The organism is Dyadobacter diqingensis (assembly GCF_024220585.1).
GTDB lineage: Bacteria > Bacteroidota > Bacteroidia > Cytophagales > Spirosomataceae > Dyadobacter > Dyadobacter diqingensis.
The window spans coordinates 623880-639843 of sequence record NZ_JAMXKF010000002.1; the positions used below are offsets into that span (position 1 = coordinate 623880).

The 15964-nt window shown below is 43.4% G+C and carries 16 protein-coding genes; 7 read left to right on the forward strand and 9 right to left on the reverse strand.

Going from position 1 to position 15964, the window contains the following annotated elements; translation table 11 throughout:
• Positions 1-149 precede the first annotated feature (149 nt).
• Positions 150-2348 (forward strand): pectate lyase family protein, encoded by a 2199-nt coding sequence (locus M1L62_RS08105; RefSeq protein ID WP_254412530.1) that lies wholly within the window; start codon positions 150-152, stop codon positions 2346-2348.
• Between the two features lie 106 nt (positions 2349-2454).
• Here M1L62_RS08105 and M1L62_RS08110 read toward each other — a convergent pair whose 3' ends face one another.
• The 3 genes from M1L62_RS08110 to M1L62_RS08120 all read right to left on the reverse strand — a co-directional run bounded on the left by M1L62_RS08110 (position 2455) and on the right by M1L62_RS08120 (position 5468).
• On the reverse strand, positions 2455-3471 hold the full coding sequence (locus M1L62_RS08110) for an endonuclease/exonuclease/phosphatase family protein (RefSeq protein WP_254412531.1): 1017 nt from the start codon (positions 3469-3471) through the stop codon (positions 2455-2457).
• 121 nt (positions 3472-3592) lie between these two features.
• On the reverse strand, positions 3593-4336 hold the full coding sequence (locus M1L62_RS08115; protein ID WP_254412532.1) for a glycosyltransferase: 744 nt from the start codon (positions 4334-4336) through the stop codon (positions 3593-3595).
• A complete protein-coding gene (locus tag M1L62_RS08120) occupies positions 4323-5468 on the reverse strand; it encodes a glycosyltransferase family 87 protein (protein WP_254412533.1) in 1146 nt (381 codons plus the stop codon). The genes M1L62_RS08115 and M1L62_RS08120 overlap by 14 nt, the downstream gene beginning before the upstream one ends.
• A 182-nt stretch (positions 5469-5650) precedes the next feature.
• On the opposite strand from M1L62_RS08120, the gene M1L62_RS08125 reads away from it, so the two are divergent.
• Together M1L62_RS08125 and M1L62_RS08130 are read left to right on the forward strand one after the other, a co-directional pair.
• Positions 5651-6235: an RNA polymerase sigma factor gene (locus M1L62_RS08125; protein WP_254412534.1), complete on the forward strand. Its 585-nt coding sequence runs from the start codon at positions 5651-5653 to the stop codon at positions 6233-6235.
• Positions 6225-7589 (forward strand): hypothetical protein, encoded by a 1365-nt coding sequence (locus M1L62_RS08130; RefSeq protein WP_254412535.1) that lies wholly within the window; start codon positions 6225-6227, stop codon positions 7587-7589. Before M1L62_RS08125 ends, M1L62_RS08130 begins: the two co-directional genes overlap by 11 nt.
• Positions 7590-7646: 57 nt before the next feature.
• Here the strand turns inward: M1L62_RS08130 and M1L62_RS08135 are convergent, their stop codons facing one another.
• From M1L62_RS08135 to M1L62_RS08160, 6 genes are all read right to left on the reverse strand, one after another.
• Positions 7647-8717 carry an NAD(P)H-dependent flavin oxidoreductase gene (locus M1L62_RS08135; RefSeq protein WP_254412536.1) on the reverse strand — a complete coding sequence of 357 codons (1071 nt, stop codon included), beginning with the start codon at positions 8715-8717 and terminating at the stop codon, positions 7647-7649.
• A gap of 19 nt (positions 8718-8736) precedes the next feature.
• A complete protein-coding gene (locus tag M1L62_RS08140; protein ID WP_254412537.1) occupies positions 8737-9102 on the reverse strand; it encodes a nuclear transport factor 2 family protein in 366 nt (121 codons plus the stop codon).
• Positions 9103-9170: 68 nt separating this feature from the next.
• Positions 9171-9905, reverse strand: a complete 735-nt coding sequence (locus M1L62_RS08145; protein WP_254412538.1) for an SDR family NAD(P)-dependent oxidoreductase — start codon at positions 9903-9905, stop codon at positions 9171-9173.
• A gap of 4 nt (positions 9906-9909) precedes the next feature.
• A complete protein-coding gene (locus tag M1L62_RS08150) occupies positions 9910-10128 on the reverse strand; it encodes a tautomerase family protein (protein ID WP_254412539.1) in 219 nt (72 codons plus the stop codon).
• A gap of 22 nt (positions 10129-10150) precedes the next feature.
• Positions 10151-10684: a YceI family protein gene (locus M1L62_RS08155; RefSeq protein ID WP_254412540.1), complete on the reverse strand. Its 534-nt coding sequence runs from the start codon at positions 10682-10684 to the stop codon at positions 10151-10153.
• Between the two features lie 91 nt (positions 10685-10775).
• Positions 10776-11354 (reverse strand): Crp/Fnr family transcriptional regulator, encoded by a 579-nt coding sequence (locus tag M1L62_RS08160; protein WP_254412541.1) that lies wholly within the window; start codon positions 11352-11354, stop codon positions 10776-10778.
• A gap of 116 nt (positions 11355-11470) precedes the next feature.
• Between M1L62_RS08160 and M1L62_RS08165 the strand changes: the two genes are divergently transcribed.
• From M1L62_RS08165 to M1L62_RS08180, 4 genes are all read left to right on the forward strand, one after another.
• The gene (locus tag M1L62_RS08165; RefSeq protein ID WP_254412542.1) at positions 11471-12559 is read left to right on the forward strand and encodes a helix-turn-helix domain-containing protein; all 1089 of its coding nucleotides are present in this window, start codon (positions 11471-11473) and stop codon (positions 12557-12559) included.
• An 88-nt stretch (positions 12560-12647) separates the two neighbouring features.
• Positions 12648-15047 carry an outer membrane beta-barrel family protein gene (locus tag M1L62_RS08170; RefSeq protein WP_254412543.1) on the forward strand — a complete coding sequence of 800 codons (2400 nt, stop codon included), beginning with the start codon at positions 12648-12650 and terminating at the stop codon, positions 15045-15047.
• 98 nt (positions 15048-15145) lie between these two features.
• Positions 15146-15472, forward strand: a complete 327-nt coding sequence (locus tag M1L62_RS08175) for an ArsR/SmtB family transcription factor (protein WP_254412544.1) — start codon at positions 15146-15148, stop codon at positions 15470-15472.
• Positions 15462-15956: an SRPBCC family protein gene (locus tag M1L62_RS08180; protein WP_254412545.1), complete on the forward strand. Its 495-nt coding sequence runs from the start codon at positions 15462-15464 to the stop codon at positions 15954-15956. Before M1L62_RS08175 ends, M1L62_RS08180 begins: the two co-directional genes overlap by 11 nt.
• The last annotated feature ends 8 nt before the right edge of the window (positions 15957-15964 follow it).

Here is a 15964-nt window from a genome sequence, read left to right on the forward strand (position 1 = left end):
GCCACAAACAAAAAATCTTGTGGTTAAAGTACTGTTTAAATAGCAAATAACATAACTAGTTTTATATAAAATTTATAACTAATACTACAAAACCAATTGTTTTATTAGCTTTGGTTCAATTATTACACACCTTATAACCAAAAATCGTAATGAAGAAAAACACACCTTCCCTCTGTTTCATTCTTTCACTTTTAATTTTTTTAAATCTAAACAGCTATTTATTTGCAAAAACAATTCACAAAATTGATCCCGTTCGTTTCACCATCAGCACCGAGGCATCCTATTTATCTGCCAATGAAGAATTTGAAATCAAAATCACTGCGAAATACCTCTCCATCAATCCGAATCTGGTTTATGTATTCGAAGGCTCTAACGCTTTTAAGCTTAAATTGATAATGCCGGAAGGGTTCAAACAAACCGGCGGAAGTTACTCCGATTTTGTAGGCACAGAGCTTACCTCATCCAAACCATCTGTGACGTATACCGTGAAAGGAAAATTCACATCCGACACAAAAGGCGGAATTTTTCAATTGTTAAGAAGTCATAAAAGCGCAGGCAATCAAAGCGAATTTGTTCAGGTCGGGACTCTGGCATTTACGACCATTTCTACTTCTGCCGATACTATTGCGGGTAGTAATGCGAGAATTGCGGTTGTTGGCCAGGATTATATACCACATATGACTTTGACTGAATTTAGAGCCGGAATGGCAGATACCTCCAAAGTGATATACATTAACGAGGGTTTAAAATCTGGTATCTTCAGATACAATTCGGCTATCGCTACCGCGGATGACTCGGCTCTGGTAATTATTAACAGTAGTAGAAAATATATTCGTGACTATGATGTTATCAGACCTGAATATTTTGGAGCTATCCCTAATGACTCTATCGACGATGCGCCGGCTATTCAAAAGGCACTCAACTCGATTAAGAACGCAGGTATGCGTTTAGAATTTTCAGAAGGTACATATTTGATAGGAAGTACTTTAAAACCGAAAAAAGTTGAGTCTAAAACTAAATACAAAATATCGATGAGCGGCAAAGGTCGGGGGCGCACAATTCTTAAAGGTATCTACTCAGCAATCTCCGGTAAAAACCTAATTGAATGTCTACCACAGGTTGGAGACGGCTCGCGTGCTCAATCTGATATAGAATTTAAGTCAATCCAGTTTGAAAGTAATGGCGCTAACAGAATCCTCTACGCCGATTATGTTGTCGGCTTTCAGATATCTGATTGCGTTTTCTTGGGCGGCGAAGTTAATTGCATCCAAATTGGTGAAAACTACGATACGTATGGAATTTATATTAAAGATTCCTACTTCAACGGATCTACCGTTAATTCTGGACAAAATGAATCACTTATTAAGTTGAGAGCCAGATACCCTGAAATTCACAGTATTGTAACTGATGGAGGAATGTATGGAATCGACTCACAGGGTGATCAGCTGGTTTTATCTGGCTCTACATTTGAAGGAAGCAAAAGAGCTGCCGTTTATTTACACGGTGTTAGTGGAGGCTCACACAAAATTTATGACAATGTCTTCAGACCTTACGTAGGATATGACACAAATGGTCGTTTTAATGGTACGTTGCAAGGGGTCTTGATAGAAAGTGTTAGCGGCGGGAATGCAAACAATACAATTTCCAACAACGTTTTTTTTGTCGGCACTCCCGAAGAACAAAGCAAGACATTAATTCTCAAATCAATAACAGGTACGTTCCAGGCCTATACCGACACAGCCATTCATAGAATTGTTGGGTCATCCAGTGGAGCAAGTGCAGGCGTTATTGGATACAACATTGCAAAGAAACAGTTAATTCTTGCTAGTGTTTCCGGAACGTTTTCGTTAAACGAATCAATAACCCAAATCAATGGTTCTGGTACTGCCACGGCCACTATTGATACACTTCCGGTTAATCATACGTATGGACTAGCTTTGCTGGGGAACGGAGGTTACAGTACCATCACAGGCAATCAGATGAGAGGCGCTGAAATTGGAGTTCATTCCGTAAGTGACGGTAACGTAATAACCGGCAATGAAATAGAGGGTATAAATGGTATTTTATTAGAAAACAATGCAATCCTGACAGGGAATTCTATTAATGTCTCTACCGGTTATGCTGTAAAAAAAGTAGCTGGAAGAGTTACATGGTCCAACAATTTTATCAACGACAAACCAATCGTCGGGATAGCACCGCAGCCGATGACTCCCGTAACAACTACCGAGAGAAATGCAATAAGTGCAACGTACCCAGGTATTCCGGCAGGTTTAATGCTATATGATAAAACAGTTAATAAATTAACATTTTATAATGGGTCTATCTGGAAATATATAACGCCGGAATAGATACGACCCGGGTTAAATTTTGTCAATAAACTGACAAAATTTAACCCGGTTACTTTATAACAGATTAAGGTATTCTACCAACATTAAACGATCCTCACGTAGATTATTAATACGAATTCTTACGCGCAGTCAACAAAGGCTCGATAACTTTCTGCTCCATATCCTTAACACTCCACAAAAACCGCGCACTCACGGGATGGTGATCGGATAACGGCAATCCTGCTTTATTGCAAAAAAGACGGTTTTCCAATTGATAATCGGTGGTTTGCAGCGAGAGCTCGTCACTGCTGCGGAAGAGAATTTTATCAATGGTTTCGCAGCTATCCGTCACAGCCAGTATATCGTCCGACGGAAATTCTTTGGAAAGCGCCGGATAGTGATCATTTTTTTTCTGAGACATCCAGACATCTTTCAGTCCATTTTCAGCATTCAGTAATCGGATATTGTCATAGTAAAATCCATAATGCGCATTCAAATCCCCCATGACAATCACGGCGTTCTTTCCGGAATGTTCGCTGATATAATCCGATAGCTGTTTGATATTTTTTCGCCTTGCGGCTGCCGCTGAAAGGTGATTGTAGGCGTTGGCGTGAATGTTATAAAAATCAATAAACACGTTTTCGGCAACTTCTATCCGGCTGAAAGAAAATCCTTTCGGTGTCAGGCAGTCTGCGCCGGTGCAGTTATTCCACGCAATCCGCCTGATCTGGTGAACGGGGAATTTTGAAAGCGTATTCAGGCCATCTCCAAACGGAACTTTGCCTTTCGATTGGGTTCGATAAGCATGCAAATTTCCTTTCCCGTACAAATATTTATTGTAGTTAAAATCTTCCTGAACATGGGCGATGTCATACCGGTTTAGTAGCCGACCAATCTCGGCAATACTCGATGATCTTTCAGTCGCGGCACTGGAAATAAAGCCGGGCAAGCCAGCCACGTTGTAGGTAATCACGGTAAATTCACCGGCCGAAGCAGTTGTTAAGCGTGAAGATCTTAAAAGTGTAATCGGATCATCAACCCCGGAGCCGGTTATGGATTCTGTACTTGTCCATAAAAAAATCAAAATAAACAAAGCCAATGCCAGGCATTTTTGATATCTGTTTTTCATCAACAGGAAAGCCATCAGTCTCGTCTTAAGTGATGCCCGAAATTACCATCACAATATGAACACAGATATCCTTGTGTGTTAATGAATTATTAAATATTACCTGGCAAAGGCGCTGTTCAACAAATGCTGTTTGATCTCATAACAAATCGTTCCAGGCTCTGCCTGTCATAAAAATCCGTCCGAGACTTACTGCTTCCCTAATTAAGACTTTCAGACTGAAATCACTGAATATAATCGAAGCATTGGCAGAAACATTGACCGACTTTATGTCTATCTTTTTTCTGATAAGCTTTCGGATCAATTCAATTTCAAAGACGAACGTGTTGGTTTTGGTCTGCTGAACTTCCGGAAGCACTTCTCTTCTCAGGCCTTTTATGCCTGCCTGCGTGTCCGTAATATGCCCTGAAAGCAAAACACGATTTAACACATGAAGTCCTTTCGAAACCAGTTGCCTTTTGAGCGGAAGCTTCTTGAAATAGTCACTACTCCGGTTTCCATAAACAAACCAGCAATCCGGATTTTCCGAGAAAATATTTACAATCTCGACAATCGGATCTGTACCAAACGGGAAATCAATATCCGTGTAGATGATAATGTCACCATCGGCGCGCATCGTGCCCTTGCGGATGGCCGATCCTTTTCCCTCATTAACGGGGTTATCCAAAAATATGACATTTGAAATAGATGTCAGCATCCCGACTTTGACCTTGTCGAGTCGCGTCGAGCCGTCATTGGCGATGATGTACTGAACTTTACAGAACGATAACCGTTCGTTTAACTCTGTAATGCAGTTGACCAGTGTCTGGCACCATCCATCGACGGGATTGTAACAGGGCAGGACAATGCTTACTAAATGCGGCGGATAATTACTTTTTTTCAAGGCTAAATAACTGAATTTGTAATACGAACCAAACAATAAAACAGGGGATCACTTTAATCAGATTGGGTCTGAAAAAATCGCGGCGCCATGATGCCGGGTAAACATCGGTGGGCGCCAGAATACTGAAAAGAAAAACACAGATAACGAGCGCTTTCGCCCAGGGATGCAGCGGTTCGCGGCTGATGATATACCAGATTGCAACCCCCTGAATGGCGATCACGAATGTGGGTGACTCGGCGGCGTGGTTAAACATAATCACCCACAAAGAAGCATAGGCGAGCAATAAAAAGCGGGTTTGCAGGGTCTCAAAATTATTTTTCAATAAGGTCCATAACCATGTCAACCCGAAGAGCAGCAGGCCGAAATACTGGATTAGTGTCACGTCGTGATCGGTCAGGGAAGGCCTCCATACTTTCATGAGCCCCATTACCGAAAAGCCAAAATTCACCTTATGGTCTTCAACCAGACAGGTATACCAGTCTTTATAAAGCTGTACAAAATGATCCGGGCCAACAAAGGCAAAGGGGAGAAAAGCGAATAGAACGATCCATAAAACGGAGTAAAGAATATACTGGCCGCGCTTGGGGTAAAAAAGAAACAAACCCGCAAAAATCAGTCCGTATCCCTTGATACAGAATGCAATAACCGGCAGCAGCGAAGCCCATTTTACTTTACCTTTTTCCAGAAGTGAAAATGTAAATAAACCCAGCGCAGCGATCACAGGATTGGTTTGTTCGTTGTGCACCGATGTGTTGAGCTCCAAAAGAATAAACCACCAGAAAAACACCTTTTGGCCGTATTCCAGCGGAAGACTTTTAACGGCATAAAACAGTATGACCGTACAAAAGATCAACCAGAAAAACAGCCCGACTTCAAGCGGCATCAGGCTGAAAGGCGCAAACATGATGCAAAATGAAGGATGATACAGGAAGATATCATCGTACTCCTTGGGATAACCCAGATGAAGATTTGTTTTCGCAAGCAGATGAAATAACGACTGCCGGAAAATAACAAAGTTGTTAAACTTGGCTGGCCCCCTTACACAATCCTGAATCCCGACAATAACACTCAATAAAATATAAACAACTAAAATTACTTTCTCTCTGGAAAAAAAATCGGCAATACGCTTCATTGGCACTTTACTATTAAGCTTTGAGAGGGTCGAAAGCAAATTTGTGTTGCTTCCATTTCAATTACGGCATGCGGAGCTGCCGCCGTTGCCTGAAATTGTCCGAAAAAAAATTTAATTTTGACAGGCAACGGCGACCCTATTTTTGTCCGTAGTAAACTTTGCACTAACTAATTGTCAGCTCTGTGCTTTTTAAAAGACCCAGAATATTGGCGTTGCCTGAAATATTGGAAGGCTGCCGCAACCAAAAACCTTCCGCACAGAAACAGTTATTTGAGGCCTATTATAGCTTCGGTATAAATATCTGTATGCGTTATGCTGACAACAGGGAAGAGGCCGAAGAGATGTTTGATGACGGTTTTCTCCGGATTTTAAATAAAATAAATTATTACGACCCGGATCAACCGTTTGATGCATGGTTTCGTACCGTGATGATACGGTCGGCCATTGATCATTACAGAAAGCATAAATCCAGTCTGACATTCAGCAGCATTGAAGAAGCATACGAAATTGGCCAGGATGAAGGGCTACTTGAACGATTGTCCGCGGAAGAAATTCTGACCGTGGTACAACACCTTCCCCCCTCCTATCGGGCTGCTTTTTCGTTGCATGTCGTGGACGGTTATTCACATCCCGAAATTGCAGAAATGCTCGGGATCAATGAAGGAACTTCACGTTCCAATCTGGCAAAAGCCAGGGTTAAATTACAGGAACTACTCATCAATTGGGTCTCCAAGGGCTCTATAAACACACGAAACTATGTCCAGTGAACGTTTCGATAAAATTTTAAAAAAGAACGTTGAGTCTGTCAGGCCGGCCTATCAGCCGCATGCCTGGGACCGGTTCAGCAAAAGATTACCTGCGGCAGGATTTCTGCCCTGGTTTCAGCAATATGGTGGCTGGGCTTTGGCGGGTATGATGATGGCCGGCTGGCTAACGACCCTATATACGTTAAGGTCAAATCAGGAGCTGATCAAAGACCTGACGGACAGTCAAAAAAAAGAAGTCACACGTGTACAGCCTGAAGATGGACTAAATAACGAGCCTGTAAAAAACAACGGCGCATTATCCATTGCGAAAAAAGATACCGTCTATATTGTTAAAAAAACGATCGTCGAACACAGACATTTTTATCGTGATAACCGCGTTGCTGCGAAAGGAAATGGCGATCAGCTGCCGGATCATTTAGAAAAGGGACAAAAAACCTCAACTGTACCAACTACGGCTCTGCCGCAGCCGGTTAACGAGGCTCCTGCTGAAAAAAATAATATTATCCCAATTACAGAAAATCAGGTTTTATCGAAAAATACCGATACCTCCGTTGCCGTTTCCGAAAACACGACGGCTTTAACAGTAATCCCAGATACGGGAAGAACCGAGGTACGAAGCGACGAAACAATCGCGATTCTGGATTCCAACAGAGCCGTTCAAACCTATAATTATAAATTCCTTGCGGCACTGGTCGATTCGATCTCGTCAAAACAAGCATCCTTACCCCCCGTAAAACCAAAACGCCCTCCTTTCAGATTATCGTCATTACAGCCCCGGCTGGGCCTCGAAAGCCTGCTTTCTTTACACAGTTATGGGATAGGGCCGGTTGTCGAGTTATTCCCAACCGAAAATCTGGGTGTTTCCTTTGGTATTCAGGCCTCCACACTGGAAGCTGAAAACCATAAAGCATTGCGGGATTATAACTCCGCAACAGGTAAATTCTTCCTTATTCAGTACCGCGATTATCTTCCTCATCGTTTCGACAAGATTGAAGATATTTCGATCAAGACAACCGTGATCAGCCTGCCGATCAGTTTGAAATATTACATTCCTTTGAAGCGGGATTTGTCAATTTTTGTACAGTCCGGGACGAGTCTGGATTTATCGGCTTATCAGGAAGTTGACTTTGAAAGTTATCTCAACAAAAACAAAAGAAGAAATACTTTTGAAACGGATGCCAAACCCAACTTCTTCCACAATTTTATGTTTGGAGCTGGTGTTCAGTACACCCGTTCGAGAATTATGGCCCAGCTTTCCCCTTATGTCGTATACGATTTCAGGAATATTGAAAATACGCCGGCCGGGAGTAATCTGGGATTAAGAGCGTCATTATGGCTGAACTTATTTAAATAATTTTTCCCGGAATAACTCGGACAAATGACTGTTCCGGTTTCTTATTCACCCCTAACTTTATAATGAGGCAGAAGTTTCTGCCAGAATATCGTTCATTAACCCGCTGACAGTCCGATGTCTTAAAGCCGGAGCTACCTGACCGCTCCAAAACATAAGCAAGTCTGTCTTTTTCTGGGCGATAGCGGCCTGTCTTAGCGAGGACATAAAATGCGCTTGCAGGGGAAACGGCAGGAACTGTTTTTCTTTACCGGACAATTCCTGTCCTAACCTGCTGGCCAGGCCACGACCAAGCCTTCCGGTAAAAACCCTGGTCAGCATGGTATCTTTTGCCTGATCAGAAAACAACGCCTCGCGGTGCGCATCCGTAATATTGGATTCGTCACAAGCCAGAAATGCAGTTCCGATCTGAACGGCTTCGGCACCCAACTTCATGGCTGCCGCCACGCCCTTTCCATCGACAATACCTCCTGCCGCAACAACAGGTGTTTTTACTTTTTCCCTGATCAGCTGCACAAGCACAAACGTACCGCTAAGCGAGTTTTCTGAGGACTCCAAAAATGAGGGCCTATGACCACCTGCTTCAAATCCCGAAGCAACAATCAGGTCAACACCCGAAGCTTCCAACGCAATGGCTTCATCGACCGTCGTAGCTGCACCGACCGTTACAATACCTGCCTTTCGGCACTGCTCCAAAATATCGGCCGACGGGATACCAAATACAAAACTGAACACCGGTGGCTTCTGATGAAGCAATGCTTCTGCCTGATTTTCAAATCTTGAAATAAAAGGAAGCGGTTTTTCCGGAATTGCTATTTCCAGCTCATCGAAATAGGGCCTGAACAGTTTTACAGCCTCCTGATATCGGGCATCGTCCAACCCGCCGGCAGGAACATCGCTGTCCGAAACCCATAAATTTATATTGTAAGGTTTATCGGTAGCGGCTTTGATCTGCCGGTCAACGCTGATAATCTCCTCAGGACTCAGCGTGTAGGCACCAAAGCCCCCAAGTCCACCCAGATTGGATACACTGCTTACCAGTTTTACGGAAGACAAATTCCCGCCAAAAGGCCCTTGCAGGATCGGATACTGAATATTTAAAATTTTCGAAGCCTGTGTGTTATACCACATCGTATGAATGGTTTAATAATTATTCGGCAACATCAGAAATCATTTTGTTCACGATAACCCACTGATCATCTATCCTGTGAAAAGAAAGAAATTCATGGTAGTTAAAGTCATACATTTTCACTTTTACTGTGGCAACTCCAATGGAATTGACCACATCAACGGCAACGATCTCAGCATGAAACGGTTTTCCAGAGTCCTCAGGACTCTGCCTGTTTCTGACGCCATCGATATAAACGCTTAACGTTTTGGCATAGGGTTGCCCCTTCACGTCTCCAAACAATAAGGCACCGGGATGAAAGGTATCGGCCAGCGCATCTGCATCGCCTTCATAAATCGAATTAAAATAACGTCCCAAAACCTCCCGGATTGCTAGTGAATCTTCCATGATCATATGTTTTAAGAGTAAATGGAATGCCTGTAATGCGTCAGACAATACAGGCATTGTCAGTTTTATTAGTTAAGATGATGGCCCGCAGCAATACCGCCATCGACATTGATAATGGCTCCGGTAATAAAATTACTTTTCGCTACGGTATATACCATTTTTGCAATTTCTTCCACTTCACCCACACGGTTCAGCAGATGCAAACCGGCGCTATCATCTACACTGTCGCCATGCATAGGTGTGCGGATCGTTCCCGGCGCAACCGTATTCACCCGGATATTGTCTTTGCCAAATTCGGCGGCCAACTGTATGGTGAGTGCATGAATCGCCCCTTTCGAAGCCATTTGAGCCGTAATAGGAACCCCGCCCAGCGCGTGGTTAACCAATGGCGTTCCAATATTGATCACCACGCCGTCGTGCTGTTTCAGCATTTGCGGAATAATTGCCTGGGTGGTAAAATAGGTACCTTTCAGGTTTGTATCCAGAAACCGGTCCAGATAAGCTTCGTCTACTTCCAAAAATGGTTTGGTTTCAAATATGCCCGCGTTGTTAATGAGTACATCGGCCGTTCCAAATTTCTCTATCGCAGTCGCCAGCAGTTTCTCGCCGGTGCTTTTATCCTTCACATTCCCTGCCACCATGGCCAGGTTGCTACCCCCTCCCAATTCCTGGTAGGTCTGTTCCAGCTTTTCAAGTGTTGAAGAGTTAATGACTACATTATCGCCTTCATTAAGAAAATGTCTGGCTATTTCTTTGCCAATGCCCGATGATGCACCGGTAACAATGACTGTCTGTTTTTTCATGATCCTATTTTTTATCTGCTGTTATTCCTCTTTCCCGCAACTCGGATACCTGCTCTCCTGCATAACCCCAGTCATCCAGCGCTACTTCCTGAATAACCACATGGGTCAGATGCGGGTCTTTATTCAATACGTCGACAATCACGTCAGTAACGCCTTTTATAAGCGCCTTTTTCTGTTCTCTTGTAACCCCTTCGCGGGTTAACTCTATTTTGATGTAAGGCATGATTTCCAGTGTTATGCAAAGACTAGGCAGCCTTTGCGGTGATGTTTACTTCAAGTTCAAAATCATTATAGATCAGGGTATCACCCAGATTTTGGAAGAAATTACCTGAACGGAATTTCATATCGTATTTGGTGCGGTCAATGATGAGCTTGCCAGAAGCATTAAGCTGGTCTGCTGTACGGTTCACCTCGGCATCGAATTCAACCGGATGACTGATCCCCTTGATGGTCAGAACTCCTCCGATATGATACGTGGTAGCCGTTTGCGGGATGGCAGAAGTGATTTCAAAAACAGCCGTAGGGAATGATTCAATGGCAAAAAAATCTTCCGAGGCCAGGTGGCCGGCAAACTGTGCATTGGTTTCTGGATCAGTTATATCCAGAATTTTGATTGAAGTGGTATCAATAAGCAGCTTTGCACCTTTCAGCTCTCCGCCTTCTATTGTTACAGTCCCTTCCTTGATACCAATGGTACCGTTATGTGCACCCGTTACTTTTTTGCCTGTCCAGGCGATGCTGCTTGCAGCAGATTGAATTTCAAATTGTTTCGTTTCCATTTTCTTAGTACTTAATTAGTGTTTGATTAACAATACAAAGTACCTCCGAAAACGGCAGCTCATTGCGTGACCTAGATCACAATTTGAAAGGTTAGCGTGACGAGTTATACAATCGGCTCAGCGTCTCCCGGGAAACCCCAAGATAGGCCGCGATCAGGTGTTTGGGAACGGTATTATAGAGCTCAGGATACATGCCCAGAAGCTCTTCATATCTTTTTCTGGTATCGTTATTCATCAGCGACAAGAGTCTTTTTTGCACGGCCACATATCCTTTGTTTGTCCTCCACCGAAAGAAATGTTCGGCCTGATGCAGTTCCCGGCAAAGTTTTTCCCGGTCATTGTTGGAAATGGAAAGTACTTCTGCATCTGTGATGCAGTCGATATTGATTGTCGCTCTGGCATTGTTGTACAAGGCCGAATAATCCGAAGTCCACCAGGTTGGCATGGAGAACTGAAGGATATACATTTTCACTTCATCATTGATAAAAAAGGCCTTCAAACATCCTGAAAGCACAAAATACTCGCTCTCCACTTTATCACCCTCGCCAAGAATCACCTGTCCCTTCCGAAACGACTGGTATTTAAAATGGGAGAAAAAATAGTCAAACTGTTCGTCGGTTAGGGAAACCGTTTTGGCAATGTGCTGTTTTAAGATCTCGTCTGCTTTCATCTGGGGGTCAGGAATAAATTAACGTTTTCAAAACGCAATAAAATCAAGTAATCGTTCCGATATTGCATCTGTTTCAAATAAGTTTAAATTTTGAGCACACAATCCGGACAGCATTTATGACTATCGGCAAAGAACTTTTATTCTTTTTCAGTATACTGGGTGCTTTCAACGGACTGATACTCGGCCTGTATTTTTTCTTCTTTACCCGAAAAAAATATCTTGTCAATTACTTTCTGAGCGCTTTACTTTTTGCGTTAAGCATTCGCACCGGCAAATCTGTCTTTCTGTATTTTGATGGACAATTGCCAAAAATATATTTACAAATCGGCCTCTCTGCCTGCTTTTTCATTGGCCCCTTTTTATACTGTTTTGTCACAACGGCTATAAATCAGGTGCATAAAGTGCCGCGGATGTGGAAACTCGGTTTGCTGTTCCTGCTTGCCCTGACACTTGTCACAGGCATTGCCTTTCCATATTCTGCCCATCTCCGGCTTTGGCAAATTTATTTCGCCAGGATCATTTATTTGCAATGGTTTGCCTTTCTGGTCGCATCCGGAATTGTGATAAGGCCTTTATTGAAAAATATTTTTCTGCCATCATACAAAATGAAGCCGGCCGAATTATGGATCTCTGTTATTTTTCTTGCCAATGTAGTCATTTTCATCCTGTATTTTTCAGCTTTGATCAACGCGCCGATTGCTCCGTATATCAGCGGATCTATTGCATTTTCGCTGATCCTGTATTTAAGCTGCTGCATCATTTTTTACCGGAACAAAACCGACGATCTTTTTTTGCTTAATCCCCTCCGGACAAACGCTAAAAAACTCAATGAGGATGACACCAGAATATGGCTTCAAAAACTGGAAAATGTAATGCGGGATAAAACTCCTTATACCAATCCCGACCTGAAACTTGGTGATCTTTCCCGCGAAATACAGATTTCTTCGCATCAGTTATCCCAGCTGCTCAACGATGAACTCGGCAAAAACTTCACGACCTATGTCAACGAGTTCCGGATAGAAGAAGCGTGCAGGAAACTTTCCACCGACCGGCGTTTTACACTGGAATCCATCGGATATGAGGTCGGGTTTAATTCCAAATCCACTTTTTTCGCTGCCTTTAAAAAATTCAAGGGCGTCACACCTGCCGGCTACCAGTCGGCGCAAATGTCGCCTGCGGCCTCAAAATCGGGTATTGATTTATAAATCCGTACTACGGATTCCCTTTTCCTGAACCCGCCTGTCAGATTTACCCCGGATTTTTGTGCAAACAAAATCCAACGTAAATCATTCTATGAAATTTCTTAGCACACTGTTAAGTACAGGCGTTTTTATGCTTTTCGCTTTTATCGCCCCGGCGCAAAAAACCTACACGATATCTGCCAAAGTCGTCAGCATCCAAGCGGAGCCCTTGCCCATCACGGCCCGGTTATTATCCCCCACAGATTCCAGTATGATTCAGGGTTCTCTGTTTGAAAACGGACTTGTTTCTTTTAGCAATATTACCCGGCCAAAGGTTTTGTTAAAGCTCAGTGCGCTCTCATTTTCTGACACGCTGATTCTGGTTGAAAATAACTCAGAACCCCATATCGACCTCGGTACGATTGTGATGAAAGAAGACAATCTGATTCTCAATGAAGTCAGCGTCAAAGGCCAGGCGCCACTCGTGAGACACGGTAAAAATGGCAGTCTTGAAATTTCCGTATCCGGAACACTGCTGGCGGCCAGCAGTTCAGTCATTGAAATCCTTGAACGATCCCCAAACCTGAGCGTTAACGACGGGCGCATCACCTTTCTGGGAAGAGGCGAAGCGATTATTTTTCTGAACGGCCGGCCAATTACCCTTGAACAGCTATCGGCAATTCCCGTCAGCCAGATACTTAAACTGGAAATACTCTCCAATCCTTCTTCAAAATATGACGCAGAAGGGAAAGCGGTGATTAACATCATTACCAAAACAAATGCCGGCGACGGTGTGCGGGGCACGGTTACACAGCAATTCTCGCACTCCCGTTTTGGCGGCAACGAAACGAATAGTCTGGCCGATCTGAATTATGTAAAAAACAAGCTTTCGCTGGCCGGTAATTATGGCTTGCTATCGGGCAATAACCGGGAAGTTTTACACACCATCCGCACAAGGCCAGCCGCTGCCGATTACCTGAATTCAGACCTGACCACCGACTGGAAACGGAAATATGACAATTACTCCAATCTGGGACTTGGCGTGCAGTACAATATCAACCCCAGCAATAATCTGTCCCTGGATTACAAAGGAAATTTTGATCATCTCGGCGGCAGTCAGGACAGTAAAAACGCCCTGCTGACGCAATCGGACGAAAGCCTGTACAACAGCCACATTGCAAAAAATGAAAAGCGGAAAAATCATTCTTTGACGTTGAATTACAACGGCTCGCTGGACAGCCTTGGCTCTTCCATTTTTGTTGGCAGCCAGTACACGCGCTATCGCACCGGTATTGATGATATGATCACCGAAAATAACCTCGTCAACGGTGACAGCCTGAGCCAGATGCTAAAAAATAATGTCGCCCATTTCATCAACATTTCCAGCACGCAAACGGATTATACCAAATTCTTAAAGAACGGCACGAAGATGGAAGCCGGTCTCAAATTCAGTTACGCCGGTACTTCTTCGGAGACCCGTTTTTTTGCAGGAACACCGGAACACGGGTTCGAGCCCGACGATGATCTATCCAGCAATTTCAGGTATACCGAACTGCTTCCAGCTGCTTACATAACGTACAGCGGCGTAAGCAGAAATGGAATTGATTATACAGTTGGTATGCGCGGAGAATGGACAAAATACCGCTTGAACACCAGTGTAGGGAACGATCAGTTTATAAAAGCCAGCTATTTCAATGTATTTCCAAATCTTCTTTTGAGCAAAACGATTTCAAATGAGCTTAAACTCAGGGCATCCTATGTTTCGAAAATCACCCGACCGAGATATCAGGCATTAAACCCCTTTGTGATCTATCAGGATCCCTTCACCACCATTGAGGGAAATCCGAACCTTATTCCGGAAAAAATACATGCTTTCGAAATCGGTGTCAACTACAAGCAATTTGATCTGCGGGCCGGCTATAATTATACAATTGACCCACTGAGCGCGGCGGCACTGCGGGGCAGCAAACCAAACAGTTATGTATTAAAGGGCATTAATCTGGAAAAAGACTACACCTGGACTTCCTCACTTTCTTACATTTTTAACCTGAGCTGGTGGAACTCCACCAATACGGCAACGGTCAATTACAGCAGATCAACCGATAATCATTATGATTTTGTTTTCGTAAAACCGAGACCGCAGGTTTATCTATACACCAGCAACACCTTTAACATCAGAGATCTTTTCAAAATCCAGGTCCTTGCCTGGTATCTTGGCGACCGGTATTACGGACTGTACTACAACAAAAGCCGTTCGACGGTAACTGTTGGCATAGAAAAAAGTTTTATAAAAAACGCGTTGGTGGTCCGTTTCACGGCTAATGATATTTTCCATCAGACCAATGCCAGCGGAACATACAGTGTCGGGCAGACGGACATTTTTTTCAACCGATCCTTTTCAACCAATTACTTCCGGCTTGGCTTGACCTTCCGTTTCGGTAAACCGGGGAAAACTTCCTATACCAACAAGTCCACTGCAGACAGTGAAAACAGCAGGGCGAGAACGAATTGAGATTTTATTTCTTCAAAAAAACTTCACAAAAAAATTGCGCAATCAAATAGTTGCACATATATTTGCAACCAATTAGTTGCGAAATTAATAATAACCCTATGAAGCGAGATATTTTTCAGGCGATCGCCGATCCAACAAGAAGAGCAATTTTGGTGTTGATTGCTACCCAGGCGATGACACCCAACGCCCTGGCAGACCATTTTGACACGACCCGGCAAGCGGTTTCAAAACATATAAAAGTACTGACTGAATGCCAGCTGCTGACCCAGAATAAGGTGGGTAGAGAAATTCACTACCATTTTAATCCTTCCAAAATGAAAGAAATTGACCATTGGATGGAGCAATTCAAAAAACATTGGGAGGATCGTTTTAATCAGCTTGATCAGATATTAATCAACCTAAATTCAAACAAAGATGAAAAGTAGCCTTTTAATGAATTTTTCTTTGGACAAAGAAAATAAAAAGATCAAAGTAGAGAGAGAGTTTGCCGCACCGGTTGCATCGGTATGGGCCGCCTGGACGGAAAGCAAAATCCTGGATCAATGGTGGGCACCGAAACCCTGGCAAGCCAAAACAAAAAAGATGGATTTTACCGAAGGCGGGTACTGGCTGTATGCCATGGTAGGGCCAGACGGAACGGAGCATTATGCCCGCGCGGATTACAAGTCAATAAACCCGCTAAAAAGTTTCTCTGCGCAGGATGCATTCTGTGATCCTGATGGCAATCTCAACCCGACATTCCCGAGATCCACCTGGACCAATAACTTCACAACATCGTCTGATAAAACGCTGGTTTCGATAGAAATTCAGTATGACAAACTCGAAGATCTGGAAACCATTATCGAAATGGGCTTCAAGGAAGGTTTCACAGCAGCTTTGGAAAATCTCGACGAATTATTTCAGTCATAAATTTATGT

What these genes read in the sequence shown, in the direction of transcription:
- M1L62_RS08105 (WP_254412530.1), top strand. Translation starts at nt 150, where the DNA reads ATGAAGAAAAACACACCTTCCCTCTGTTTCATTCTTTCACTTTTAATT.
- M1L62_RS08110 (WP_254412531.1), bottom strand. Translation starts at nt 3,471, where the DNA reads ATGGCTTTCCTGTTGATGAAAAACAGATATCAAAAATGCCTGGCATTG.
- M1L62_RS08120 (WP_254412533.1), bottom strand. Translation starts at nt 5,468, where the DNA reads ATGAAGCGTATTGCCGATTTTTTTTCCAGAGAGAAAGTAATTTTAGTT.
- M1L62_RS08130 (WP_254412535.1), top strand. Translation starts at nt 6,225, where the DNA reads ATGTCCAGTGAACGTTTCGATAAAATTTTAAAAAAGAACGTTGAGTCT.
- M1L62_RS08135 (WP_254412536.1), bottom strand. Translation starts at nt 8,717, where the DNA reads ATGTGGTATAACACACAGGCTTCGAAAATTTTAAATATTCAGTATCCG.
- M1L62_RS08140 (WP_254412537.1), bottom strand. Translation starts at nt 9,102, where the DNA reads ATGGAAGATTCACTAGCAATCCGGGAGGTTTTGGGACGTTATTTTAAT.
- M1L62_RS08145 (WP_254412538.1), bottom strand. Translation starts at nt 9,905, where the DNA reads ATGAAAAAACAGACAGTCATTGTTACCGGTGCATCATCGGGCATTGGC.
- M1L62_RS08150 (WP_254412539.1), bottom strand. Translation starts at nt 10,128, where the DNA reads ATGCCTTACATCAAAATAGAGTTAACCCGCGAAGGGGTTACAAGAGAA.
- M1L62_RS08155 (WP_254412540.1), bottom strand. Translation starts at nt 10,684, where the DNA reads ATGGAAACGAAACAATTTGAAATTCAATCTGCTGCAAGCAGCATCGCC.
- M1L62_RS08160 (WP_254412541.1), bottom strand. Translation starts at nt 11,354, where the DNA reads ATGAAAGCAGACGAGATCTTAAAACAGCACATTGCCAAAACGGTTTCC.
- M1L62_RS08165 (WP_254412542.1), top strand. Translation starts at nt 11,471, where the DNA reads ATGACTATCGGCAAAGAACTTTTATTCTTTTTCAGTATACTGGGTGCT.
- M1L62_RS08170 (WP_254412543.1), top strand. Translation starts at nt 12,648, where the DNA reads ATGAAATTTCTTAGCACACTGTTAAGTACAGGCGTTTTTATGCTTTTC.
- M1L62_RS08175 (WP_254412544.1), top strand. Translation starts at nt 15,146, where the DNA reads ATGAAGCGAGATATTTTTCAGGCGATCGCCGATCCAACAAGAAGAGCA.
- M1L62_RS08180 (WP_254412545.1), top strand. Translation starts at nt 15,462, where the DNA reads ATGAAAAGTAGCCTTTTAATGAATTTTTCTTTGGACAAAGAAAATAAA.